Source organism: Polaribacter sp. L3A8, from assembly GCF_009796785.1.
Taxonomy (GTDB): Bacteria; Bacteroidota; Bacteroidia; order Flavobacteriales; family Flavobacteriaceae; genus Polaribacter.
Map to the genome: position 1 here is coordinate 500,828 of NZ_CP047026.1, position 24,790 is coordinate 525,617.

Here is a 24,790-nt window from a genome sequence, read left to right on the forward strand (position 1 = left end):
TTTGTAAAGCATATCAAAAAAATCTATATTTTAAATAGTTAATGATATTTTACAAGTTAGACGTTTTAGGAAGTGTAAAATAAAAAGTAGTTCCTTTGGCAACTTCACTTTCTACCCAAACTTTTCCTTTGTAAAAATGGATGACTTTTTTAACAATAGAAAGTCCAATTCCAGATTTTGTTTCACTGTCATCAATACTTTGAAAAAGCTCAAATATTTTTTTAAAGTATTTTTCTTCAATTCCTTTTCCGCTATCTTTTACGTAGAATTCCCAAAATTCTGGAGTTTCTTTTACTCCGATTTCTATTTGTCCCGTTTCATTGGTAATGCTTTTTATGGCATTCTGAATTAGGTTTTGAAACACTTGAAGAATTCGATGCTTATTTCCTTTAATAATAGGAAGGTTGGCATCTATTTTAATTTCGATAGATTTAGGTACTAGAATTAATTTTACAATCTCATTAACCAAGTCGTGCGTGTTAATATCGTATTCAGCCATTTTATCATCGTCTATACTAGAATAACTTAAAATTCCGGTAATTAGAGACTCCATTTTTTCTAGGTTATCTAAAATCAATTGAGAGTACATTTTACTTTCTTCAGTTAATGTATTTTCAGGTTCTTCTTGAATCCAATTTAATAAGGTATAAATGCTTCGTAAAGGCGATTTTAAATCGTGAGAAACAATATGTGCATAGTTGTTTAACTCGCTATTTTTGTGCTCTAAATTGGTTAAAAGTTCTTCTCTGGCTTTGTTGGCTTTTAAAATATCTTCCGATTGTTTTTCTATGTATTTTACTAAATTGATAGATTCATTAATTTCAGAAATATTTTCTACAGAATCAATTTGTAAAACTTTTGCAATATAATCAAGGCTTTTAATTACTTTTTTAAGGTTTCTAGTTTCTCTTTGTGCGTCTTTACGTTCTGTAATATCACTAACAGCACCAATTACATTGATAATTTCATTTTCTTTATTTAGTAATAAAGAAACATTTAAATCTCCCCAAATAACCGATTGATCTTTACGGACATATCGCTTTTCTATGTTGTAAGAATCGATTTCTCTTTTTATTAGTTTATTAAATTGAATCATATCAGATTCTAAATCATCTGGATGTGTAAAATCAGCAAAGGTCATTTGTTTTAGTTCACTTTCTGAATACCCTAAAACGTCTAACAATTTTTTATTTGTAAATACGGGTTTTCCTTTTAAATCTATTAACGTAATTCCGATACCTGCATTATTAAAAATTGAATAAAACTTTCTTTCGGTCAATTTTAATTCATCAAGTTTAATACTTAAAGTTTCTTGCAGTTTATTTTTTAAATTTTCTAATTCATCATTTTTACCTAATAACGATTTATTTTGAACATGTAGTTTGTTGTTGTAATATTGAATACCAATTAAAACCAATAGAATTAAAAATGTTATAATCGTAAACGAAATCCATTTGTAAATAATGTAAATAAATTGAGAATCTTGTACCTTATCTAAATCTATTTTATTAATTAATATTAGTGCTTTTTGGTCTTTGTCGTGCTTATTTTTTGTGCTATTGTTATCTATGGTTAATTTATTAAATAGATAAATAACATCTTTAGAAGCATAGCTACCAGTAGATTCTTTCTCAATTTTACTCCATAATTCTTTATGAGTATTATACAACGCCAAACTGTCTGACGCAGATGTAATATGACTAAAATCTTTATGATTACCTTCCGAAATTAAACTAAATCCTTCTTCGGTTTTTAATTCAAAAGAAGCATATTTTAAGTTATTTTGTGTATTTAGTTTATAAAACAAATCATTCATAAAATAATTGATGACTATTAAACCATTCCACGTTCCGTTAGAAGTATATACTTTTTTAGCGACTCTTAATACGGGGTTATACGGAACTTCAATTTTTCCATATTCCATATTTAAATCAATATTAGAAAAATAGATATCACCTTTTTCTAGTTTTTTTGCATTCTTAAAATAATAGCGATTACTTTTATCTTGTAACTTATCAAAATCTTTAATTTTTACAGAATTAATGCTGTCAAAATCAACACGAATAATTTCATGCCCTAAAGTATCTATAAATCGTACTTGATCGTAAGTGGTTTGTAAGGTTGATAAATGAAGAAAAAAGTCTTTTAACTTGTTTTTATCTGGCTGTATATCTTGCGCAAAGTCCTTATTAAATTCCCAGTGAATAATATCAATATCCGTGGCAAGATATTTATACATATCATTAATTAAAATTCCTTTAGAATTTAAATCATTAGCTGCTCCATTTTTTATAATCTCCAATTGATTTTCGGTAATAATCGTATAATAATTATTGATAATTGAATACGTTATTACAGCTAATGGGATGAAAAAAAGGAGTAGTTTTTTAATATTTATAAATTTCATTCTTACTATTTTACGGAAATACAAAATGTTTGGGGCTTCTAAAAAGCCGAATTTACTTTAAAAGAATGTGAATTTAGCTAAATTTTAAAATTATTAAAAAATTTAATTCATCATAAATACTATTAAAAATTATAGGACAGTAGGTTTTTTCTGTAATTAGAAATACCAAATTTCTGTATCATTTATTTTTATCAAGGTTTGTAAGAATTAAAAAAGCACAAGTTTTTATAACTCGTGCTTTTTTTGATTAAAAAATATTTTTTTAAAGATTAATATCCTATTGTAAAACGTTTTTTTATATGTTTAGGATTTTCTATTTCATTGATAATTCCTACTGCGAAATCTTCCATAGAAATAGAGCTTTCTCCTTTATCATTTGCAATTAATTTATCTTCTGCGGTTCTAAATTTATTGGTTCTTTCTCCTTCAAAAATATAAGCAGACGGAGAAACGTTTGTCCAATTTACAGCGTTTTCTTTTAAATACACTTCTTTTAAAACTTTTCTATGTGAAAGCGCAGCAGGTTTATAAGCTTCCGGAAAATCTTTAGAATCTACTAAATCTAAATCTTCACTTAGTTTTAAACTACCAGCGCCACCAACAGAAATTAATCTAACATTAGCTTTTTTAGAAGCCTCTAGTAAAGATTTTGATGCTTCTAAAATTAAATCTGTATTTTCTGCTGGTGGAGCATAAGCACTTATTACTACATCGCTATCTTTAAATATTTCTGCTAAGGCATCGGTATCTAAAATATCTGCTTTTTTTGTAGTAATGTCTTTCAAATTAAAAAAACTTTTCTCTTTAGAAGTTACTAATTGTAGTTCATGATTTCTTGTTGCTGCTTCTTTTGTAATTCTTTGTCCGATGTTTCCACCAGCTCCAATTATGGTTACTTTCATTTTTATTGTTTTTATTTGTTTATTTTATAGTGTAATTATTTTTGTGACAGTTTGTGTTAAAAAAAATCAAAACTGATTTTTAAATTCTTCTAATGTTTGTTTATCTAGTTCCTCACTAATAGCAGTATCTATGTTGTTCATTATAGACACTAATTTTGTATTAATATTTTTACCAACCGAACACTTAGGGTTTGGTGTGTTTTTAAGTAATGATAAAACTGTGTCACATCCTTTTATGATATTAAATATGTCTGATAATCGTATATTTTTAGCGTCTTTTAGTATTTTAATTCCACCATTTTTACCTTCTTTACTCTCAACAAGCCCTCCTTCTTTAAGCGTTTTTAACTCCTTTCTAACCAATACAGGATTCATGTTTAAACTTCCTGCTATATAGGTAGATGTTAACCAATCGTCTTTATGTAAGGCCAATAAAGTCATAATATGTAAGGCGATAGAGAAACGAGTTTTAATCAAAATAAACTGTATTGTTTTTTATTACAGTACAAATGTACTAAAATATTTTAACTAGAACGATTTTTATTTAAAAATTAATAAAATAACATCATAAATAAAGATTCATAGAAAGTAGAAGTGGAGAAGTTGTTGTAATTTTCCTTTTTTAAAAAAAACAATGCTATATATAATCACCATTATTTTATTACTTTTTATTCTATACTTAAGTTTTAGGTCTAATAAAAAAAGAAAAAATATATCACTACAAAAAGTTACAATTCCTACACATTGGCATGCAATACTTTTAGACAATGTGTTGTTCTATAAAAACCTAACCACCAATGAGCAACAAGAATTTTGTGTTAAAATGTTCCGTTTTTTAGAAGTAACAAACGTAGAAGCAGTTCATTTTAAGCTAGAAGAATTAGATTGTTTGTTAATTGCAGCAAGTGCCATAATTCCGGTTTTTAGATTTAAAAATTGGCAGTACACCAACTTAACTACGGTTTTAATTTATCCTGATTATTTTGATGAAGATTTACAATTTAGCGATAAAACTGCCGATAGAAATATAGGTGGTTTGGTGGGTACAGGAAGGTTTGAAAATCAAATGATTCTGTCTAGAAAAGCCTTGCATCTTGGGTTTAGTAATAAAACGGACAAAGGAAACACTGCTATTCACGAATTTATTCATCTTTTAGATAAAGCAGATGGTGTTATAGATGGCATTCCGGCTGTTTTGTTAGACAAACCATATACCATTCCGTTTTTACAATTGGTACATAAAGAAATGGAGGCAATTAATAATAACAAATCGGATATTAGAAATTACGGTGGTACTTCTGAAATTGAATTTTTAGCCGTTGCAGGAGAATATTTTTTTGAAAGACCAAAGTTGATGAAAAGAAAACATCCAGCATTGTATAAAATGCTGGATGCTTGTTTTATAAAATCGTAAGATTGTAAAATAGGGCAGTTGCTACTTTATTTTTTCATCACAAATTGATTTGTAATATTTTCTACATCTCTAGCCGTAACTTTTTTGGCAGATTTTTTTATCTTATTAATAAATACGGTTACTTCTTCTGGGGTTCCAGGACCGCCTAAATTCTGACCATTTTCATCAAAAGAATTGGTAATTACCTTTAAATCTGCATCTAAAATAACCCAAAAAGGCAAACCTGCTGTATCACCACTGTATTGCTTTAATAAATTGGTAGAACCTGGGTTTTCTAAATGTTCTTTTCCTTTAGATTCTTTAACCACTACAGGCACCATTACATAATTGTCTGCAAAGAATTTTTTGGTATGTTCCGCTTTCATATCTTTGATCATTTTATGACACCAACCACACCAAGAGGCTTCAAATTTTATAAAAATAGCTTTCCCTTCTTTTTTAGCTATTGCTTGTGCATTTTTTAATAAGACATCGGTACTTTCTTGTGCAGATGTTTGTAAATTAACGGCTAATAATGCGGTGATAAAAAGGGTTACAATTTTAATTTTCATGAATCGTTTTTTTAAGTATGTTTAAATGTAATTAATTATGATATTTTTTTTAAAGCTTCAATAATTTCTTCTGGTTCAGAACGTGTTCTGTAGTCTACATTTACATAGTTCCAAGTAACAACGCCATCTTTCCCTAAAATAAAAGTAGCAGGAATAGGCAATATGCTTCCATCTCCGTTATTTACTTTGTCTAAATCTAAACCTCGGTCTGCACGCATGTGTTCTGCTAAAAATTCTGGCACTTTCCAAGCAACACCATATACTGTAGCTACTTTTGCATCTTGGTCAGACAATACCGTAAAATCCATTTCGCTAATTTCACTTTTGGTTAAGGAACCGTCTGGTACTTGCGGACTAATAGCTACCAAGCTTGCGCCAAGTGCATCAATTTCGGGTAATCTAGCTTGTAATGCTCTTAATTGTAAGTTGCAATACGGACACCAATCACCACGATAAAATGTAATTACCAACGGACCTTTTTCTAATAAAACATCTAACGAAATTAATTTTCCATCAGGATTTGGTAGTGAGAAATTGGGTGCTTTTTCGCCAACTTTAAGTGCATTTTTTCCTTCTTCAAAAGCTTTTGCTTTCTCTATAACGGCATCAACACCTTTCATAAAGTCTGGTTTTGCATTTCGTCCTGCCGCTATTTTAGCATCTGTTTGTTCTCTTAAAGTTTTCATTTTTTTTGTCTTTATATGTGGTATACTCAGTGTAATTTTCTAAAAATACTCCTCAAAATTAGGAGTAAGCATTAACGAATTTAAGGTTTTTTATACAGAAAGTAGTAAGTATTAAGGCTCTTAAGTAAGTTTTAACAAAGCGTAGAAATAGCATTGCATAAAACACTACGAATTAATGAATTACATTTATTTTTATTCAAAAATAACACGTCTTTCTGTAGGTTTTTTATACAGGTTCTTAGAAATTTCTGTACTGTTTTCTGTAGCGCAATAGTTTTTATGAGTTGGGTCTAGCGTATATTCTAGTTGATAGGCTATCATTTTTTCAAAAGGAATTAAAAAGTCTTTGGTATCGCATTTTTCTAATTCGGCTTTCTTTAATAAATTTAAGACCGTATACACCGACTCAATAGTACTTAAACAAAGAGGATCTGGCTGCTGTTTGATAATAAATTTTGATATGATCTTGTTATCAAAACTAACTCTTTTTAAGGCTTGCAAGTTTTTACTTAGTTTTAGCATTTTTCTAGCACAAGGCCATGTACCATCTAAAATAAAAATGTTTGCATTGTTCCCAATAACCGTTTGTATTTCTGCACTTTTTCTTGTTGATAAATTAAAACTGTCCTTGCCAGGATACAATAAAAATGAGGTACTATTTTCTTCAGTAAGTATCTCATTGATACGTTTATGATTCGTAAAATCGACACCAACGATGATTTCTGAATTTTCAAGTTGAAGATGCGTCATAAATCCCGTTCCTTTTTTTTCTTTTTTGTACTCCTTTGGATGCATCAAAATAATAAAACGTGTCTTGGTCTGCAAAGAACTAATGTATTTACAAATACAGGTGCTTAAAGATCGCATGCATTTGTAACATTTTATTCTTGGTTGATTTATGGTTAGTGGCAAGGTGAGGGTATTTTGTTTTTTAATTGATTTAAAGTTTGTTGAATATTTTTAAATAACTTAAAATACAGTTATTTGTTATTTTCTTTTATGATTCACTCTTAAACCAAATAATCCATCAGAAAAACTTGAAATGTAATCTTTTCGGCGCAAATTAGTTAATAATTCTCTGTTATCAGGATTGTCTTGAATTTTTGCTTTTTTATCTTTATTTGTGATTTTTTCATAACTGTTACCTAAATTGTTTAAGAATTTTTCTATGAAAGCTTCATCAGTGCTATAAAGATTCTTATTGAATAGTTTAATTCTATTTAACGTGAGTTCGAGCTAATCAATCGCAATATTCGGTAACATATTCGGGATTTTTATAGAAGGTTTTTTAGGTAAAAAAGAATATGCAATTAATCCAGAGATCATATTTGTTATGAAATTATCAAAAGATCTATGTCTAGAATGTTCAATTTGGCAAGTGTTTTTTAGTACATCATTTACTGTTTCGATGATTGCTCTTTTTCTTAGGATAACTTTATCCATATAGTCCATTGCTTTCTTTTTCATGTTTTTTCGAACTTTAGTTATTAAATGAATTCCGTCTACAAAAAGTCTTTCAAATAAATCTTTCCCAATATATCCTTTGTCTCCAAAAATTTTTCCAAATAATTTGTCGTGAAACTTCTTTTGTTTGAGAGGGAATCTGTCGTCTACATTGGCTGGAGTGAACATAAAATCAATAATTTCTCCTTTGTCATTGCAGACAATATGTAGTTTAAATCCAAAATACCACCCCATAGTTCCATAGCTTTTTTTGGCAATATCTTTAAATACTTGATGTTGTTTTTCTCTTTTATAGTGACATACTTTTAAAGGAGTAGAATCAATAAAAGAGATACCTGTGCAATCGCCTAAACAATACATTTTCATAAAAACGGCTAAAGGTTGTGTAACCTTTTTTTGAAGTTCTACAAATCTATTATAAGAAACACAATCTGGAAACAGATCTTGTCTGTATTTACAAATATGGTTTAAGTAAAAGTGTTTAAGGTTTCGGTAAGACTTTAGGTGAAATATAACAAGTATGGTCATCACTTCACTATCATACATTTTGAACTTTCTATTACGTTTTTTAGTTGTTGAACCATCAGAAATGCTGTTTTTATTAAGAATTAAGTTAAATTCTTTCATAAAATCATCTAAAGAACAGAAAATTTCTATAATTTTACTATCAGAAATCATAAGCAGGATATTTATTAATATATTAGAATTCAGTACTTTAATATACTAAATATTCTGCTTTTTTTATAGGTTTAATTAAAATTTCTTACATCGAACTCACGTTATTTACAATCGATACATTTTTGTTTATTATTAAATCATTGAAAAGCTGCTCATTTATTCGAAATGAATTATCATTTAATAAAATTTGACTTATTAACTTAAAATTCTCAAAGTTTGATGCAATGGTATTATTAGAACAAGATTCTAAAAATTTGAGTTTTTCTATATTGTTTAAAACTGTAGATTTCAAGATTAACTCTAAATCATTTTCATCTAAAACAAGCTCTTCAATTAGTTTTATAAATTCAGACTTATATTTCTCTAACAACTCAATGGCTGACGTCTGATATTTTTCTTTTAAAATATTAAAACTTTCAATTGTTGGACTAATTACTTCATTCTTGATTAATGAGTTAACTTTTTCTTTATCAAGATTAGCAATATTTAATCCGCTATAGCTCCAAGGAATTGAGTTTGTAATTAAATCAAAGGATTTATTTTCGATATCGTTTGATAGGATTAAAAGTTCACAGAATACACCAAAAATGTTTTCATCATTAACTTTAGTTGGTATTTTTACTTTTGATAATTTGTTCGCATTTTCAATATTATTAATGAAGTCAATAGTTGAGTCTAATATTTTATCTTCAGACTTTATGAAAAAGGACAATAAGTTTTCCCATTTAGGCTCTATTTTATTATTTTCAATAATATATGACAACAAATTAGCATCTTCAATAGGTGAAATGTCAGATATTTTTGTAACTACTTTTTTAATGACTTCTTTTTTAAGCTTTAAACTTAATTCTGAGTGATTTAATAATTCTAAATAAGCTTTTTGTTCCTCATTAATATTCGTCTCAAGCTTTAAGTAAATATTTTTTATGTAGTCATTTATGTTAGCTTCTATATAATTAATAAGACTATCAGATTTTGAGTTTTTAAGAGAAGAGTAATTAGAATTATCAAAACTCACTTGTTCAAATTCACCATATTTTTTTACAATTTTACGAACTATTTTTGCGTTAAATTCATAATGGTTATTCTCGTAAATAAAGTCTAGAATGTTTTCTGGAGAATTTTCAAAGTTTAAATCAATAAACTTTAATTGTAATTCAGAGATGACACTTATTAGTTTATCATTGTTGGAAGTGATGTTTAAAATTTCAGGGTCTTTTGTTAGATGATTTTTTAGATTAGATTGTTTATCTATTTTAATTATAGATTCAATATCTGCATATTCTATGATGTATTTTAATGTTTTATTTACTTGTTCATCAGAATACAAAACATCATTCACATAATATCCCCAAATACCAATCCAATAGCTACATAACGTTTTAATAAATAGATTTAAATTTTCTGTTCTCTCAATAAAACCATTTATGAATAGAATAGAAGCAGAGGATTCATCTTTTAATTTTGTAAAAATATATTCTAAAGGAATTTTATTAGTTCTATGGTATTTAAGTAAGAAGTCTAATAAATCATAATTTAAGATGTATTCAGAGTTAAAATCAATAGGATTTATTTTTGATTTTACTTTATCAATTTTTGAAAGCTTATAATCAAACTCTAATTTTTGTCTATTTCTTACATTGATAACGAATTTATGGTCATTTCTTGTTATACTACCTTCGTGAAACAAAGAAATGTAATCAATATAATCTTCTGATATATATCCATTTCTAATTAATGTTGTAATGAAATCTTTATCTAGACTTTCATTGATGTTTAAATCAATTTCTTTATTTGATTGTAGTAACTCAGATATTTTTAAATTTCTAGTTGTAATTTTTTGTTTTTCAAGCTCTTGAATTTCTTTTCTTAAAGAGTTTGATTTATTTGATTTAATATCTAGTATTTCTTGTTCTCTAGCCTTATATGATTTATTAGAGTTTACTAATTTTTCAATTTCAGAAAATGAAATTGGTACTTTTTTTATTGAATAATCAAGTCTGTTATTATAATAATTATTAATGGGAGTTCGATAGTAAATTTTATTCTCCTTAAAATATTCAAAGTTTTCGTCTTTTAATAAATCATCAATAGTGATAGTTTCGTTATTAATGACAAAAGAATTAAAATTATCTAATGTTTCTATTACTCGAATTATATATAATTGTCGAAGTTCTTTAATGCTTTTGATATTTATCAATTCGAGGTTTTTAACCTCTTCTTTAAAAATAGATATTTTGTCTTCTATTCGATTGACTTCTTGACTTACATATTTTGATTTGGAGTTTAGAATATTGTATAAGTCACCTTCATTTTTACTTAAAGAAACAAAATCATTAGGGTATTTATTTTTATAAGTAATAATCGCAAATAATTTATCTTGATTTAATGGGGTTTCACCTTGTTTTACTTTATACAAGTAAAATTCATTAGTGATATTATGAAGTAATCGCATATCGTCTATAAAAAAGGATATGTCCTCAATAAAAGTATCTGTTAAATGATAATTATATTTTTTCTTTTTTTGTAGTAAAATTTCACTCGAATTTGAAGAATTAATTACTGGTATGACAGGAATTATAAAATCAAAAAACTTTATTCTTTCATTGTCTGAAAACATATCATCTCTAACGGCATATAAGAAGACAATATTTTTTTTCTTTGTTTTTTCGGAGTTATTTAAAAGGAGGTTAATTTCTCTAAGTTTTGTAAATATTTCAGTTTCTTCAAAACGGTCAAGGTCTTCAATGATTACGACATTATAGGGTCTTATTGTAAAGAAGTAAAGGATTTCATCTAAATGGTGATTTAGGATTGATTTATTAATACTTTCTCCAATTCCAATCTCAGCATTTTGAAATTTAAGTTTGTTTATTGTTACAGAACTAATAATTCTAATGGACTTATAAACTAAAAAGAAAATGCCAATTATAATTATTAAAATACTACTGTAGTGCAATGTATTGCAGGTAAAAAAGCTTAAAGAGGTGTCTTTGAAAACACTTTGTATTATATATGGATTAAAATAATTTAATAGAGCTATTATGAATAGTGAAATACCGATTGAAGTAAATAAAAGTTTAGAGGTCAGTATTTAAATTCATATCTTTAAAAACAACAAATACAGTAATATTATGAATATATTTAAAGGACAAAACCTTCTAGAGTTTGCTGATCGGTTTAAAACGGATGAAGATTGCAAGAAATACTTGGCAGATATTAAGTGGAAAGATGGATTTCAATGTGTTAAATGTGGACATAAAAAGGCTCAAATAAGAAAAGATTTTTCACGGACATGTAATATTTGCTCTCATCAAGAATCATCTACCTCAAACACACTTTTTCACAAGGTAAAGTTTGGTGTTAGAAAAGCTTTTTTTATTGTTTTTGAAATGAGTACAAGTACTAAAAGCCTTTCTGCTAGTTATGTTGCAGTTCGTTTTAGCGTAACAGAAAAGACAGCCCGTTTATTTATGCTCAAAATTAGAGAAGCAATGGAAAGTAGTGGAAATAGTCCTATGACCGGTATTGTTCATGTGGATGAATTTGTTTTGGGTGGACGAGAAAAAGATAAAGTAGGAAGAAGTTATAATGCTAAGAAAAAGAAAGCTATAACTGCTGTTGAACTAACTGAAGATGGAAAAGTTAAAAGAATGTATGCCATGAGAATCGAAGATTTTTCAGCTAGTTCTTTGCAATATATTTTTGTGAATCATATCAGTCGAGAAGCTAAAGTGATAACCGACAAATGGAGAGGTTACAGACCTATTGCGAAAGCTTATAATATTACTCAAATAGAAAGTAATGGAGGTATGAATTTTAAAGCACTTCATACAATGATTCATCAAGTGAAATCTTGGATAAGAACAACGTATTCTTGGGTAAGTGACTTTAATCTAAATAGATATTTTAATGAATTTTGTTTTAGAATTAATCGATCACAAAGTAAAGCAACAATATTCAATAACTTAATAACAAAAATGGTTCAAAAGGATAAAGTAGAGCAGCACAAAATTATATGTAACTAACTACTGACCTCTATAAAAGTTTTTTTCCGCTGTAACTTTTAATCTTTTTAAACCTAGAATCTGGAATTTTTTTATCTTCTTCGTGATAAAATATTTGTTGTAAAATACTTGTTTCTATTAGTCTTAAAAGGTCTTTTTTAATAGGGTTTTCTTGTTCATCAAACTTCGGTTTTTCTTCTTTAAATGTTGCTAAAGAAATATTCAGAAATTCTAATTCAGCTCCTTTGTAATTTTTTTGAAAAGTTTTAAGAATTGTACTTTTACCTGAGCCATATGACCCAGTAAGTGCAATGTTTTTTATATCTTCTTCTTCACGGTTTTCAAGAGCCCATTGTAAAGCTTTAGAGTAGTGACCATTTTCGTCACCATTATCAATTGGAGATAAGGAAGTGTAATCTAATTTCTCTGAATTTCTTTCAGATAATTTAAAATGTAATTTTTCAATTTCTTTTGAAGCAATTAATAAGAAATCAAGTAGTTTTTCTTTCATAGCTATATTTTTCTAAAAATTAGACCTAATTAAACATTGGTATAACCTCTGTTTTAATAGTTTATATTAGAATCTAACAAATTTAACCTTTTCCCTTCAATAATTTCAAAAGTAAAAAAACAGGTTATAACAACTTATCAACCAAAACCTCCTTCCAAATCCCCATCAACAAAAACCAATAAAACTTTTCTGTCCTTTTCCTAAATGAGGTAGTATCTTTGCACTTTATTTTATTTATGTCTGTAAACACACTTCTAGTAACTCCACCATTTACACAGTTAAATACTGCGTATCCTGCAACTGCCTACATTAAAGGATTTTTAGATTCTAAAGAGGTACCAACAACACAAATAGATTTAAGTATCGAGTTGTTTACCGCAGTGTTTACCAAAGAATTTATAGATGCCATTTTTAAACAAGCAGAAATGCTGGGTGGTAAAGAATTGCCTTTGGTTTGGCAACAAAAAGAAGATTACATCAATAAAGTAGACTCTGTAATGAATTATTTGCGTGTGCAAGAAGTTACGGCAGCGTATCAAATTGTGCATAAAGATTATTTACCACACGGACACCGACGCATAAAACTAGACAAAGATTTAAGTACCGAATTTGGAAAATTAGGAATCTTAGACAAAGCCAAACATATTGCCACGTTGTTTGTAGAAGAATTAGGCGATTTTATAAACGCCAATGTAGACGAGTTTTTCTCATTTACCCGTTATGCCGAACAAATTGGTAGAGCAGCCTCTAGTTTCGATGAGTTAGACGACTGTTTGCAGTTTGAAACGACGCTGATAGAAGACGAAATGTTGTATTTGTTAGACCAAGAATTACAAGAAAACAAGTACGATTTAATCTGTTTTACAGTTCCTTTTCCTGGTAATTTGTTTTCTGCGTTGCGATGCGGGCAGTTTATCAAACAGAATTATCCGAACATTAAAATAGGAATGGGTGGCGGTTATTGCAACACCGAATTAAGACGTTTGTCGGATCCTAGAATTTTCGATTTTGTAGATTTTATCACCTTAGATGATGGCGAAGGTCCGTTGTTAAGAATCACAGAATTTTTAGACGGAAAAATAGGCGAGGAGCAGCTAGAAAGAACCTATATCTGTAGAAATAACGAAGTTGTATATGCAAATAAATTGCCCAACACGATATTTCATCATAAGAATTTACCAGCACCAAGTTATATTGGTTTGCCAACGGCAAAATATTTGTCTTTTTTAGATGTAATGAATCCGATGCATAGAATGTGGTCTGACGGAAAGTGGAATAAACTTACCATTTCTCACGGTTGTTACTGGAAAAAATGTTCTTTTTGTGATGTAAATCTAGATTATATCAGCAATTACCAAAACACCACAGCCGATGATTTGGTGGATAAAATTGAACAAATAATATCAGAAACCGGAATTACAGGTTTTCATTTTGTAGACGAAGCAGCGCCACCAAAAATGTTAAGAGCCTTGGCAAACAAGTTGCTAGAACGCAAAGTGTACATTACTTGGTGGACCAACATCCGTTTCGAGAAAACGTTTAATGCAGAATTGTGCGCATTATTATCTAAATCTGGTTGTATTGCGGTTACTGGCGGATTAGAAGTTGCCTCTGATAGATTGTTAGAGAAAATGAAAAAAGGGGTTGACATCGGACAAGTTGCAAGGGTAACCAAAGCCTTTTCTGATGAAAATATTATGGTACATGCCTATTTAATGTTTGGTTTTCCTACAGAAACAGCGCAAGAAACCATCGATTCTTTAGAAGTGGTACGTCAGTTATTTTACAACAATTGCATTCAGTCTGCTTTTTGGCATCAATTTGCGTGCACAAGCCACAGTCCGGTTGGTAAAAACCCAGACGAATTTGAAATTAATATTATTGGTCCAGAATTTAAAGGATTTGCAGAAAACGATTTATATCACGAAGATCCAACAGGAGCAGAGCACCATTTATATAGTGAGGGTTTAAATTCAGCTTTAAACAACTACTTAAATCACAAAGGATTTGAAATTCCGCTGCACAAATATTTCGATTTTAAGGTTCCTAGAGTTACTGTTAATAGTACTATGATTGAAAAATGTTTGAAAGAGTAGGTTGTTTTTTTGAAGCTATTTCCAGCTTTCACTACTCGCTTTTTTTATTCCGAAAAAGAATAAAAAAGAGCTCAAACAGACCGTTCAATCTGGGCTAGACTTGTTTGTCAACGGTATTTATTTCCATTGTCAGTTCGAGCGCAGTCGAGAACTAAGTACTTCTTAAAACATCTCAATTGTCATTTCGACGATAGGAGAAACCACATAACAATAACCACAACAACAGCATCACTTTATGAGATTTCTCCCAAAGGTCGAAATGACAAAACTGTGTGCTTTAATTCTAACACAAAACAAACCTCCATTATTCCTAACAACTAATTCCTAATTTAAAATCCAATTCATTAAATTCTCTGTATCAATAATAGACCAACTATGTGGATGTCTGTCTCCATTTGCTCTGTAGCCTTTATTTTTTGTAGTAATGTATGCAACGTTTTTAAAATCGCGTTTTTTTAAAGATTCAGATAATTGTTGAATGTAATAAGCATTGGTTTGCTCAAAATTAGTCTTTCTATTTACTTTCCACCAATTTACATCTGGCTCTGTGTAGAATCTAATTTTTGTGTTTTTTAAATTACTAAGGTTTGCCGTGTAATTAGATGCCGATGTAAATACGGCATATTTTTCATAATTAGAAATTCCGTCTTTTGGGTTTCCTAATTCTTTATCAAATAAATTTTTAATCCAAGTACTTTCCTGAACAGCAATATCAGAAAAATTTCTTTCTATATTTATTAAGGAAGCCTCATATAAAGCTAAAAGATCGATAGGCGAGTCTACAATAAAAACCCCTTTAGGTTGTATATGGAACTCTTTTAGACCTGTAATGTAATCACTAATTAATAAGCTTACAATTCCTCCGCTAGAAAAACCACCAATATAAATATCATTAGTACTTAAATTATGTTTCTCTAAAGTATTTTGTAAAAGCGTAGCTAGATTTTTTTTATCACGTTCTTCCAACCAAAGTTTATCGCTATAATTCATTAAAACCAAACTGATTTGATTCTTTTTAGCAATGTCTACAATTTGGAATTCCCTTTTTATATCAGCAGGTTTTTCTCCAAAACCTCCAAATAAAATTAATACCGCTTTAGAATTTTCTGTCGGTTTTATAATTTCAAAAAGATCAGTAACAATGGTTTCTGTTTTAGCTTCCTTCTGAACTTCTTTATGTACAGGATTTTTCTTTTCTGATTTACAAGAAATAAAAATAGTTAAGAGAAATAGTATAAGTAAACTGTTATTCTTCATTTTTAGCTGGTATAAACTTTACGCTGAATTATTCAACGTAAAGCAGCTAAGTTACTAGTTTTTTACTTTGCATAGGCACCAGAAGAATAGGTTAATTCGTAACTATGCGTGTACACTTCAAAAACAATTCCGAAAGGATCTTCTACATAACACATTTTAAAAGGCTTGTCTTTTGGGTAATATTCTCTAATTGGCATTCTTTGTTTTCCTCCGTAAGCAACAATTTTATCGACCAATTCTTCTATATTAGGATCTTGAATACAAAAATGAAAAAGACCTGTATTAAAAGGACTAAATTCTGGTGCTTCTTTAATTCCGTTCGGAAAACAAAACAACTCAACACCAATACCATCTGAAGTAGATAAATGTGCAATTTCAAATTCGGTCCAATCTTCACCAAAAACGTCAATACACATTTTACCAATGGCAGTTTCAGTTTCTTTTTTAACTGTAGAAGGTTCCATAATAATGTACCAGCCCATTACTTCTGAATAAAATTTTACAGCTTCTTTAATGTTAGGAACGGTAAGACCAATATGTGAGAATGATTTTGGGTAATTTTTATTTTCAGTCATAATTTCTAATTTAGACTGCAAATTTAACTTATATTTGCCTTTATAGCAATAACTTACCAAAAAGTAGTATAGTTACCTAAACGAGTAAATTAATGATTATCAGCATTATAAAAATATAAATTTGATAGAAAAAATTACATGTCCGTTAAATTACACCATGAATTTAATAGGTACAAAATGGAAACCTTTAATATTATTCCACTTATTAGAAGGTGGTTTGCGTTCTGGAGTGTTGCAAAAACACATTATAGGTATTTCTAACAAAATGTTTACACAAACGGTAAGAGAGTTAGAAAAAGACGGACTAATTTCTAGGAAAGTATACCCTGTTGTTCCGCCAAAAGTAGAGTATACGCTAACAGAAAGAGGGCAATCTTTAGAAGCAATTCTAAGAAGTTTAGATGCTTGGGGTTTAAAAGATATTGCAGAATAATTATAAGGATTTTGTTTTATTTATTTTAAAACGCAAAACAAAACCACCCCAATTGTCATTTCGAGCGCAGTCGAGAAATCACATAACAAAAAACACAACAATGTCATCACTTTATGGGATTTCTCCCAAAGGTCGAAAAAACAAAACCCCATTTGTCATTGCGAGGTTACGAAGCAATCTGTTAATTTGTAACTCAGAATAAACAGATTACTTCGTCCTATCGTCCTCGTAATGACGGTAGGTTTGTCATTGCGAGGAACGAAGCAGTCTCTTTATCTAAACAAAGATTACTTCATTCGTACCTCATTCGTAATGACACTCGAAACAATCCCCAATTGTCAGTTCGAGCGCTGTCGAGAACTAAATGCTTCTATAATTTAAAAATTCGATTTTACTACTGCTTGAAAACAATAGTAAAACCGAATTAAAAAATTAAGCTGCTTAACGTTTATTGGGTGTTAAATAAACAATAGAATAATGGTTAGCACAATTCCGCCAACCGTAAAATACATTCCTTTTTTAAAAATAGGCATTTTTGGTGTGTACATCCAAAAAGCAGAAAAAACAAAAAATAATAAAGACACTCCAAAAAAGATGTTTAAAAAATAGAGTGGACTATTGGTGTTTGCTTTGTGCAAATGTTCCATTTTATCAAGAATAAATGGCAATTGCATTTTTTTGATATTAGCTACACCTGTTGTTTGATTGTAACTACCATTTCTTAAGTATAATACATCTCCTTTTTGACTTAAAACTTTTGCTCCTTTTTTAAATATCGGAGCTAAATCTCTAGCGGTTAAATTTGGAGCTAATTTTTTTTCTGTGATAACTTCTGTTTTTAGAAAATCGGTATCTCTAAAAACCATTATAATTCCACTTAATGCGTACACAAACATAATTCCGGCTAAAAAATAACCTAAATATCTGTGAATAATTCTAATTTGAAATGAGAACGGAGTCTTTCTTTTTGCCATGACGCTATGTAATTTAAATGTCTACAATACAGACATAAATTTACGACAAAGGTTTAACGTAAAAGTTACTTTTATTTAAAAATATAGTGCTTTTTTAAAATTTGTTTTCGGTATAAATAGGCTTGTTTTAGTCACTATTTTAATACTAAAAATCATCTTAAGCAGAAGGTTGTTGCTTTCTAGCTCTGTTTTATGTGTACATCCATTTGCGGAAAAGGAATGGCAATATTGTTTTCCATAAATTTACGTCTAATAATTCTGCGGATATCACTTTTCATTCTATCCGAACCAAAAATAGTGCTGCTATAAAATAACACCTGAAAATTTAAGGACGAATCGCCAAAACTAACCAATCGTGCTTCTATCAATTTTTTATGATCTACTTCTACATGTTCTTTGGCACTTTCTTCTAGCATTTTAATTACAAATTCTACATCACTATCATAAGAAACTCCAATATCAATTCTAAAACGATTTAAATGCGTTTGATGGCTCCAGTTAATAACTTTATTAGTAGTAATTAAAGAATTAGGAATGATAATAGAAATATCATCTGTATTTAATCCTTTAGAAGTTCGTAAACCAATTTCTTGAATTTTTACAATATCTCCATCTATTTCTAAAACGTCAGAAACTCTAATAGATCTTTCTGAAAGTAAAATAATACCAGAAATAATATCGTTAAAGGTTTGTTGCAATCCCAAACCAACACCTACTAATAATGCTGCAGAACCCGCAATTAAAATGGTTACTTTAATGCCAAATGCTTCTAAAATAAAAGCAAAGGCAATTACCCAAATAACATATTTTATAATTTGAAATAAGGAATAGATGTTTCCTTCATTAAATTCGTTAACACCTTTATTTCTAAACAAAGATTTTTTAAGCAACCATAAAACAACTTTAGTGATGATAAAAATAAGGAGCACCATAAATAAGGCACTAATCTTTAAACTATAGTTAGCGACATTAAAGAGTTCGAATTCTAAAATTTTTTGTAATAAATCCATTTACTTTATATTAAAATTATAACACATACTTTTCAAAAATATCTTTTAATTCTTTTTCTGGCTCAGAACACAAGCCAGGATGCGTTTTAGAACTTTGTATTATGGTACTTCTACAAGCTGCTAACCATCTAAATCGATCAGAAATTTCAAATTCACCAATTTTACCTCCAGTGGTTTTTCCTTCACAAATTAATTTCCAAGCGTTTAAATAATCGTTTAAGAATTCTAACTCTAATTCTGGTGCCAATGCTTTTAGTTTATCTGCATTGATATGATATTTCATATCCAAGAATTTTTTACGTTTCGAAAACAAAATAACTCCCACGTTAAAGAATTCTTCGCGTTCTACTTTAGGTACCAATCTAATAATGGCGTATTCAAAGGTAACTTTATCTTGCATCTTCAGCTTCTTTTACTAATTCATCAATCATAGAAAGTTTTGCGTTTAAAAATTGAATATACGCTGCTCTCATTTCATCGGGTGTTAAAACTTCTCCCTCGCTTAACAGCCAATCTTCTGGAATGTTAGAAACGATTTCAGTAATTACATCAATATTTATAAGTTGTTTTATTTCTTCTGATGCTTTTTTAAGATTTGTTGCTTTAGGTAAAAGCACGTGGTCTTTTATTAAAGGGAAGGTTCTTGTTAAGTGATTTTTCCAAGTAGTCCAATTATGATGAAAGTAAAAACTTGCTCCGTTGTCTATTACCCAAAGCTCATTATTCCAATTTAATAGATTGGTGTTTTTTGCAGTTCTATCTATATTGCTAATTAAACTATCTAGAATAACCACTTTAGAAGCCGTTAATGCATCTGCAGTAGAAACTAAAGGATCATAAGTAATGGCACTCGATAAAAAATGCAATCCTAAATTTAAACCAATACTAAATTTTAGCAAATCCTGAATTTCTTCATCGGGTTCTGTTTTGCTAAAAGAGTCGTCTAAATTCATAAACACCAACTCTGGCACTTTTAAGCCAATCGCTCTAGCGAGTTCTCCTCCAATAAATTCTGAAATCAATGCTTTTTTACCTTGTCCTGCACCTCTAAACTTAAGTACATATAAAAAACCATCATCTGCTTTTACAATTGCAGGCAAAGAACCACCTTCTCGTAAAGGTTGTAAATACTGAACAACATTTACAGTTCTAATATCAATTTTATTCATAAAGACTAAATTATGCTATTTATCTAAATTGAAGATAAAAGAGGAATATTTGTTTTGATCTCCTTTTGTTAAAGTTTTTACTATTTCTGATATTCATCAAAAGTTCCATCAGAATAAAAAACAACAATACGTTGTATTTTTTTTCCAACAGTTTCAGCCGAAGTCTCATTAAAAAAAGTTGGAGTAGCTGCAACCTTCGTTTCCGCATTTTTAGGAAAACTTCCTTTTCCGTTTAACAGCCAATACATATCTACATCAACAAATTCTGATGTTACTTTTAGAATAAAATCTAAACTTGGTTTATTTCTTCCAGACAAAATATGAGAAATACTAGAACGTTGCACACCCACTTTGTCTGCAAACATAGAGGCAGATAATTGGTGAAAATCCATTACTTTCTTAAGTCGTGTTGTAAATTCAGATATGTTTACCATTGTAACATTATTGTATTATACAAATGTAACCAATCTAATCACAGCAACAAAGTATATAATTGTAAATAAGAAATAATGTGATTTTAATATTAAACTAAAGCTTTAAGTAAATATCGTAAATATCTAAAATAAAGTTAATTAAAAATAATACATAAGAAATGTTTATGTAAGGAAGAGGGGTGATTAAATAGAATTGATTGGTTACAGTTTACAATTTACAACAGTAACATTTGTAATTCAATCTTGATTTTACATTTGTAACATTAATGTGATTTACAATTGTAATCTTTTGTAAAGTGACAATTGTAAACATTAAAATGACAGTGCTTTTAACTACTTATAAACATGAAATAAAATGTGGACTTATGAAGTTTAAGCTTACATTATTTTATAAATAAATATGATTTGATTAATTATAAATGATAGCTAACTTTTAAAATTTCTCTATTTTTGAAAAAAAATACCAGCATAATATGAATAGTTTACCAATCGGTTTTTTAGAAAATATATACGCAGCGCAAAAAGAAAATACTTTGCATGGAAAATGGATTACATATAAAGACATAGAAAACCTTTTCTCTAAATACGAATCTAAATTTGAAGTTTCTCAAATTGGTACATCCGAAGAAAACCGACCGATTCATCAATTAAAAATTGGGAATGGTTCTAAGAAGATATTATTATGGTCTCAAATGCATGGAAATGAAAGTACGGGTACAAGAGCTTTATTCGATCTTTTTAACTGTATTTTAAATAGTACAGACGCTGTTTTTTCTAAAATACTAGAAGAATGTACGTTGGTTTTTATACCAATGTTAAATCCTGATGGAGCACAAGCCTATACTAGGGTAAATGCAAATAATGTAGATCTTAATAGAGATGCCGTAAATAGAGTTGCTACAGAAAGTAAGCTGTTACGTAGTATTCTAGAAGAATTCAATCCGCAGTTTTGTTTTAACCTGCACGATCAAAGAACTATTTTTAGTGTAGAAGGCACTAAAAACCCAGCTACTATTTCTTTTTTAGCTCCTTCAGAGGAGGTTACAAGAGGTCTTACAAAGGGTAGAATTGCTACCATGGATGTTATTGTTAGCATGAATGCGATGTTGCAAAGTGCAATTCCTAATTTTGTTGGTAGATATACGGATGAATTTTATCCGACTGCTACAGGAGATAATTTTCAGAAATTGGGCTACAATACAATTTTAATAGAATCTGGGCATTATCCTGATGATTATGATAGAGAAGAGGTTAGAAAATACACCTTTTACTCGTTATTACAAGGACTTCATCATATTGCAAATACAACAAGCTTTATAAATTATGAGGATTACTTTAATATCCCTAATAATGATATAATTTTCTATGATGTTATTCACAGATACCCTGATACTAAAAATGATGTTGCTTACCAATATGTGGACCAAATTATAGATGGTAAGTTTGTTTCAAAATTAAACAAAGTAGACGAAAATAGTTTAATTTCTAAAGTTGGACATCACGAAATCGTTTTCGAAAGAGAAAATATTTAAGTATTTGTTAGGTTTATGGTGGTTTAATTAAATTAAATTCATAAATTTGCACAGGAATTTGAATAATACGTAAAAAATGAAAAAATTTATATTAGACGAAATTGATCATCAAATATTAGATGTGTTAATTGAAAATGCAAGAACACCATTTACTGATATTGCGAAACAATTATTAGTTTCTGCAGGTACAATTCACGTACGTGTTAAAAAAATGGAGGATGAAGGTATTATTCAAGGATCTACACTTACCTTAAACTACGAAAAAATGGGCTATTCATTTATAGCACATGTGGGTATTTACTTAGAAAAAACTTCTATGACTCAAAACGTAATTACAGATCTAAGAAGTATACCAAATGTAACTGTAGCTTATGTTACTGCAGGTAAATACAATATCTTCTGTAAAGTAAGAGCAAAAGGAACTAATGACGCAAAAGATATTATTTATAGAATAGATGATATTAATGGAGTTAACAGAACAGAAACAATGATTGCTTTAGAAGAAAGCATCAATGATAAAAAGAGAATGATGCACGAAATTTTTCAGCAGTTGTAATACTTCTTTTTTATAATATGTATAATCCTTATCAATAAAATGATAAGGATTTTTTTTTGTAGATTATACACCTGTTACCACTATGTTAGTTTGTATAATTATGAAATCTGCAATTTATGACTTCTAAAATTGATTTTAATAAAGATTCTTTCCGTAACGGCATGCTATTAAGTTTGTATAAAAGTATGCTAAAACCTCGCTTAATTGAAGAGAAAATGCTGATTCTTTTAAGGCAAGGAAAAATATCGAAATGGTTTTCTGGTATTGGGCAAGAAGCAATTTCTGTAGGTGTTACCGCTGCTTTAGATAAAGACGAGTATATTTTACCAATGCATAGAAACTTAGGGGTTTTTACAACGAGAGAACTTCCGTTATATCGATTGTTTTCTCAATGGCAAGGTAAAATGAATGGTTTTACAAAAGGTAGGGACAGAAGCTTTCATTTTGGTACACAAGAATATCATATTGTAGGCATGATTTCTCATTTAGGTCCGCAACTAGGTGTCGCAGACGGCATTGCATTAGGTTATAAGTTAAAAAACAACCACAAGGTTTGCACTGTTTTTACGGGAGAAGGTGGTACAAGTGAAGGTGATTTTCACGAAGCCTTAAATATAGCTGCCGTTTGGAGTTTACCTGTATTATTTTGTGTAGAAAATAATGGGTATGGTTTATCTACACCAACTTCAGAGCAGTTTAAATGTGAAAATATTGCAGATAAAGGAATTGGTTACGGTATAGAAAGCCATATTATTGATGGAAATAATATTTTAGAAGTCTACACAAAAGTTAATGAGTTAGCAAAAAGTGTCCGTAAAGAACCAAGACCCATTTTATTAGAGTTTAAAACCTTTAGAATGCGCGGTCATGAAGAGGCAAGTGGTACAAAATATGTTCCGCAAGCGGATTTAGATTTTTGGGGAGCCAAAGATCCTTTAGAAAATTATCAAGAATTTCTTAAAAATGAAGGAATTTTATCCGAAGAAATAGAGGTTTCATATAAAGAAGCAATTATTCATGAAATAAATGAACATCTTCAAATAGCTTTTAAGGAAGAAAAAGTGATCCCCAATTTAGAAACCGAATTAAAGGATGTGTACAAAAAGCACCATTACAAGGCAATAATACCTGCTGGTAAGAAGGAAAACATTCGTTTTATAGATGCTATTTCTCAAGGATTAGAACAGTCTATGGAAAAGTATGATGATTTAATTATCATGGGACAAGATATTGCAGAATACGGAGGGGCTTTTAAAATAACAGATCAATTTGTAAAGAAATTTAGCAAAGAGCGCGTTAGAAATACGCCAATTTGCGAATCTGCCATTGTTTCTGCGGGTTATGGTTTGTCTGTAAATAACATAAAATCTGTTATAGAAATGCAATTTGCAGATTTTGTGTCGTCGGGCTTTAATCCAATTGTTAATTTATTAGCAAAATCGCATTATAGATGGGGGCAAAATGCAGATATCGTGGTAAGAATGCCTTGTGGAGCGGGAGTTGGCGCAGGTCCTTTTCACAGTCAAACCAATGAAGCTTGGTTTACCAAAACACCTGGTTTAATTGTGGTGTATCCTGCATTTCCGCAAGACGCAAAAGGTTTATTAATTGAAGCGATTAATAACCCGAATCCTGTGCTTTTTTTCGAACACAAAGCACTGTATAGGTCTGTTTATCAGGAGGTTTCTGAAAATTATTTTTCAACAGAAATAGGAAAAGCAGCACTTTTAAAAGAAGGAGATCAACTTACAATAATTAGTTACGGAGTGGCAATTCATTGGGTTTTAGCTGTTTTAGTAAACTTAAAAAACATTGCAGTAGATGTTATCGACTTAAGGACTTTACAACCTTTAGATGTTGAGACCATTTATGCTTCGGTTAAAAAAACAGGTAAAGCGGTTATTGTGCAAGAAGATTCCCTGTTTGGTGGTATTGCAAGTGATATTTCTGCTTTAATTAACGAGCACTGTTTCGAGTATTTAGACGCGCCTGTAAAGCGTATTGCAAGTTTAGAAACTCCAATTCCGTTTGATAAGGGTTTAGAAGATCAATATTTGGTAGGTAAAAACGGACTAGAAAAACAAATTTTAGACTTGTTGAGTTATTAAAATTTATTTTAAAAAAAATAAAGCGC

21 protein-coding genes and 3 pseudogenes are annotated in these 24,790 nt (G+C 29.5%); 7 read left to right on the forward strand and 17 right to left on the reverse strand.

The window, feature by feature from the left end:
* Window positions 1-49: 49 nt before the first annotated feature.
* From GQR92_RS01750 to GQR92_RS01760, 3 genes are all read right to left on the reverse strand, one after another.
* The gene (locus GQR92_RS01750; protein ID WP_158837510.1) at window positions 50-2,407 is read right to left on the reverse strand and encodes a sensor histidine kinase; all 2,358 of its coding nucleotides are present in this window, start codon (window positions 2,405-2,407) and stop codon (window positions 50-52) included.
* A 269-nt stretch (window positions 2,408-2,676) separates the two neighbouring features.
* On the reverse strand, window positions 2,677-3,309 hold the full coding sequence (locus GQR92_RS01755) for an NAD(P)-dependent oxidoreductase (RefSeq protein WP_158837511.1): 633 nt from the start codon (window positions 3,307-3,309) through the stop codon (window positions 2,677-2,679).
* Between the two features lie 66 nt (window positions 3,310-3,375).
* Window positions 3,376-3,786 carry an Rrf2 family transcriptional regulator gene (locus tag GQR92_RS01760; protein WP_158837512.1) on the reverse strand — a complete coding sequence of 137 codons (411 nt, stop codon included), beginning with the start codon at window positions 3,784-3,786 and terminating at the stop codon, window positions 3,376-3,378.
* Window positions 3,787-3,943: 157 nt separating this feature from the next.
* Here GQR92_RS01760 and GQR92_RS01765 point away from each other — a divergent pair, with 157 nt between their 5' ends.
* The gene (locus tag GQR92_RS01765; RefSeq protein ID WP_158837513.1) at window positions 3,944-4,723 is read left to right on the forward strand and encodes a zinc-dependent peptidase; all 780 of its coding nucleotides are present in this window, start codon (window positions 3,944-3,946) and stop codon (window positions 4,721-4,723) included.
* A gap of 26 nt (window positions 4,724-4,749) precedes the next feature.
* Here GQR92_RS01765 and GQR92_RS01770 read toward each other — a convergent pair whose 3' ends face one another.
* The 6 genes and pseudogenes from GQR92_RS01770 to GQR92_RS01790 form a co-directional block, all read right to left on the reverse strand.
* Window positions 4,750-5,274 carry a thioredoxin family protein gene (locus GQR92_RS01770; protein ID WP_158837514.1) on the reverse strand — a complete coding sequence of 175 codons (525 nt, stop codon included), beginning with the start codon at window positions 5,272-5,274 and terminating at the stop codon, window positions 4,750-4,752.
* 35 nt (window positions 5,275-5,309) lie between these two features.
* Window positions 5,310-5,960 carry a peroxiredoxin-like family protein gene (locus GQR92_RS01775; protein WP_158837515.1) on the reverse strand — a complete coding sequence of 217 codons (651 nt, stop codon included), beginning with the start codon at window positions 5,958-5,960 and terminating at the stop codon, window positions 5,310-5,312.
* Between the two features lie 192 nt (window positions 5,961-6,152).
* Window positions 6,153-6,872: a tRNA-uridine aminocarboxypropyltransferase gene (locus GQR92_RS01780; protein WP_302849595.1), complete on the reverse strand. Its 720-nt coding sequence runs from the start codon at window positions 6,870-6,872 to the stop codon at window positions 6,153-6,155.
* Between the two features lie 75 nt (window positions 6,873-6,947).
* Window positions 6,948-7,184: pseudogene (locus tag GQR92_RS18225) on the reverse strand (hypothetical protein); the annotation flags it as partial.
* A gap of 12 nt (window positions 7,185-7,196) precedes the next feature.
* Window positions 7,197-8,102 (reverse strand): IS982 family transposase, encoded by a 906-nt coding sequence (locus GQR92_RS01785; protein WP_158837517.1) that lies wholly within the window; start codon window positions 8,100-8,102, stop codon window positions 7,197-7,199.
* 97 nt (window positions 8,103-8,199) lie between these two features.
* Window positions 8,200-11,184, reverse strand: a pseudogene (locus tag GQR92_RS01790) (YobI family P-loop NTPase); the annotation flags it as partial.
* Window positions 11,185-11,236: 52 nt separating this feature from the next.
* Here GQR92_RS01790 and GQR92_RS01795 point away from each other — a divergent pair.
* Window positions 11,237-12,130: an IS1595 family transposase gene (locus tag GQR92_RS01795; RefSeq protein ID WP_158837462.1), complete on the forward strand. Its 894-nt coding sequence runs from the start codon at window positions 11,237-11,239 to the stop codon at window positions 12,128-12,130.
* Between the two features lie 16 nt (window positions 12,131-12,146).
* On the opposite strand, the pseudogene GQR92_RS01800 reads toward GQR92_RS01795, so the two are convergent.
* A pseudogene (locus tag GQR92_RS01800) lies at window positions 12,147-12,620 on the reverse strand (YobI family P-loop NTPase); the annotation flags it as partial.
* 218 nt (window positions 12,621-12,838) lie between these two features.
* Between GQR92_RS01800 and GQR92_RS01805 the strand changes: the two are divergent.
* A complete protein-coding gene (locus GQR92_RS01805; protein ID WP_233269945.1) occupies window positions 12,839-14,716 on the forward strand; it encodes a B12-binding domain-containing radical SAM protein in 1,878 nt (625 codons plus the stop codon).
* Window positions 14,717-15,040: 324 nt separating this feature from the next.
* On the opposite strand, the gene GQR92_RS01810 is transcribed toward GQR92_RS01805, so the two are convergent.
* The gene (locus tag GQR92_RS01810; protein ID WP_158837520.1) at window positions 15,041-15,973 is read right to left on the reverse strand and encodes a hypothetical protein; all 933 of its coding nucleotides are present in this window, start codon (window positions 15,971-15,973) and stop codon (window positions 15,041-15,043) included.
* A gap of 62 nt (window positions 15,974-16,035) precedes the next feature.
* The gene (locus GQR92_RS01815; RefSeq protein WP_158837521.1) at window positions 16,036-16,548 is read right to left on the reverse strand and encodes a VOC family protein; all 513 of its coding nucleotides are present in this window, start codon (window positions 16,546-16,548) and stop codon (window positions 16,036-16,038) included.
* 157 nt (window positions 16,549-16,705) lie between these two features.
* On the opposite strand from GQR92_RS01815, the gene GQR92_RS01820 reads away from it, so the two are divergent.
* On the forward strand, window positions 16,706-16,981 hold the full coding sequence (locus GQR92_RS01820; RefSeq protein WP_158841907.1) for a winged helix-turn-helix transcriptional regulator: 276 nt from the start codon (window positions 16,706-16,708) through the stop codon (window positions 16,979-16,981).
* A 458-nt stretch (window positions 16,982-17,439) separates the two neighbouring features.
* Here GQR92_RS01820 and GQR92_RS01825 read toward each other — a convergent pair whose 3' ends face one another.
* The 5 genes from GQR92_RS01825 to GQR92_RS01845 form a co-directional block, all read right to left on the reverse strand.
* Window positions 17,440-17,955 (reverse strand): hypothetical protein, encoded by a 516-nt coding sequence (locus GQR92_RS01825; RefSeq protein WP_158837522.1) that lies wholly within the window; start codon window positions 17,953-17,955, stop codon window positions 17,440-17,442.
* Between the two features lie 179 nt (window positions 17,956-18,134).
* Entirely contained in the window at window positions 18,135-18,965 is an 831-nt protein-coding gene (locus tag GQR92_RS01830; protein WP_158837523.1) for a mechanosensitive ion channel family protein, read from the reverse strand.
* Window positions 18,966-18,981: 16 nt separating this feature from the next.
* On the reverse strand, window positions 18,982-19,365 hold the full coding sequence (locus GQR92_RS01835) for a DUF3037 domain-containing protein (protein ID WP_158837524.1): 384 nt from the start codon (window positions 19,363-19,365) through the stop codon (window positions 18,982-18,984).
* Complete coding sequence (locus tag GQR92_RS01840; protein WP_158837525.1) at window positions 19,355-20,134, reverse strand: HipA family kinase; 780 nt, start codon at window positions 20,132-20,134, stop codon at window positions 19,355-19,357. The genes GQR92_RS01835 and GQR92_RS01840 overlap by 11 nt, the downstream gene beginning before the upstream one ends.
* Before the next feature lie 80 nt (window positions 20,135-20,214).
* Window positions 20,215-20,568 (reverse strand): helix-turn-helix domain-containing protein, encoded by a 354-nt coding sequence (locus GQR92_RS01845; RefSeq protein WP_158837526.1) that lies wholly within the window; start codon window positions 20,566-20,568, stop codon window positions 20,215-20,217.
* A gap of 473 nt (window positions 20,569-21,041) precedes the next feature.
* On the opposite strand from GQR92_RS01845, the gene GQR92_RS01850 reads away from it, so the two are divergent.
* The 3 genes from GQR92_RS01850 to GQR92_RS01860 all read left to right on the forward strand — a co-directional run bounded on the left by GQR92_RS01850 (window position 21,042) and on the right by GQR92_RS01860 (window position 24,764).
* Window positions 21,042-22,100 (forward strand): M14 family zinc carboxypeptidase, encoded by a 1,059-nt coding sequence (locus GQR92_RS01850; RefSeq protein WP_158837527.1) that lies wholly within the window; start codon window positions 21,042-21,044, stop codon window positions 22,098-22,100.
* Between the two features lie 76 nt (window positions 22,101-22,176).
* Window positions 22,177-22,656 carry an Lrp/AsnC family transcriptional regulator gene (locus GQR92_RS01855; RefSeq protein ID WP_158837528.1) on the forward strand — a complete coding sequence of 160 codons (480 nt, stop codon included), beginning with the start codon at window positions 22,177-22,179 and terminating at the stop codon, window positions 22,654-22,656.
* A gap of 116 nt (window positions 22,657-22,772) precedes the next feature.
* A complete protein-coding gene (locus GQR92_RS01860; protein WP_158837529.1) occupies window positions 22,773-24,764 on the forward strand; it encodes an alpha-ketoacid dehydrogenase subunit alpha/beta in 1,992 nt (663 codons plus the stop codon).
* The last annotated feature ends 26 nt before the right edge of the window (window positions 24,765-24,790 follow it).

Coding starts and splice junctions, on each gene's coding strand:
- GQR92_RS01795 (WP_158837462.1), top strand. CDS start 11,237: ATGAATATATTTAAAGGACAAAACCTTCTAGAGTTTGCTGATCGGTTT.
- GQR92_RS01835 (WP_158837524.1), bottom strand. CDS start 19,365: ATGCAAGATAAAGTTACCTTTGAATACGCCATTATTAGATTGGTACCT.
- GQR92_RS01815 (WP_158837521.1), bottom strand. CDS start 16,548: ATGACTGAAAATAAAAATTACCCAAAATCATTCTCACATATTGGTCTT.
- GQR92_RS01785 (WP_158837517.1), bottom strand. CDS start 8,102: ATGATTTCTGATAGTAAAATTATAGAAATTTTCTGTTCTTTAGATGAT.
- GQR92_RS01750 (WP_158837510.1), bottom strand. CDS start 2,407: ATGAAATTTATAAATATTAAAAAACTACTCCTTTTTTTCATCCCATTA.
- GQR92_RS01860 (WP_158837529.1), top strand. CDS start 22,773: ATGACTTCTAAAATTGATTTTAATAAAGATTCTTTCCGTAACGGCATG.
- GQR92_RS01770 (WP_158837514.1), bottom strand. CDS start 5,274: ATGAAAATTAAAATTGTAACCCTTTTTATCACCGCATTATTAGCCGTT.
- GQR92_RS01840 (WP_158837525.1), bottom strand. CDS start 20,134: ATGAATAAAATTGATATTAGAACTGTAAATGTTGTTCAGTATTTACAA.
- GQR92_RS01825 (WP_158837522.1), bottom strand. CDS start 17,955: ATGGCAAAAAGAAAGACTCCGTTCTCATTTCAAATTAGAATTATTCAC.
- GQR92_RS01820 (WP_158841907.1), top strand. CDS start 16,706: ATGAATTTAATAGGTACAAAATGGAAACCTTTAATATTATTCCACTTA.
- GQR92_RS01775 (WP_158837515.1), bottom strand. CDS start 5,960: ATGAAAACTTTAAGAGAACAAACAGATGCTAAAATAGCGGCAGGACGA.
- GQR92_RS01855 (WP_158837528.1), top strand. CDS start 22,177: ATGAAAAAATTTATATTAGACGAAATTGATCATCAAATATTAGATGTG.
- GQR92_RS01830 (WP_158837523.1), bottom strand. CDS start 18,965: ATGGATTTATTACAAAAAATTTTAGAATTCGAACTCTTTAATGTCGCT.
- GQR92_RS01765 (WP_158837513.1), top strand. CDS start 3,944: ATGCTATATATAATCACCATTATTTTATTACTTTTTATTCTATACTTA.
- GQR92_RS01755 (WP_158837511.1), bottom strand. CDS start 3,309: ATGAAAGTAACCATAATTGGAGCTGGTGGAAACATCGGACAAAGAATT.
- GQR92_RS01850 (WP_158837527.1), top strand. CDS start 21,042: ATGAATAGTTTACCAATCGGTTTTTTAGAAAATATATACGCAGCGCAA.
- GQR92_RS01810 (WP_158837520.1), bottom strand. CDS start 15,973: ATGAAGAATAACAGTTTACTTATACTATTTCTCTTAACTATTTTTATT.
- GQR92_RS01845 (WP_158837526.1), bottom strand. CDS start 20,568: ATGGTAAACATATCTGAATTTACAACACGACTTAAGAAAGTAATGGAT.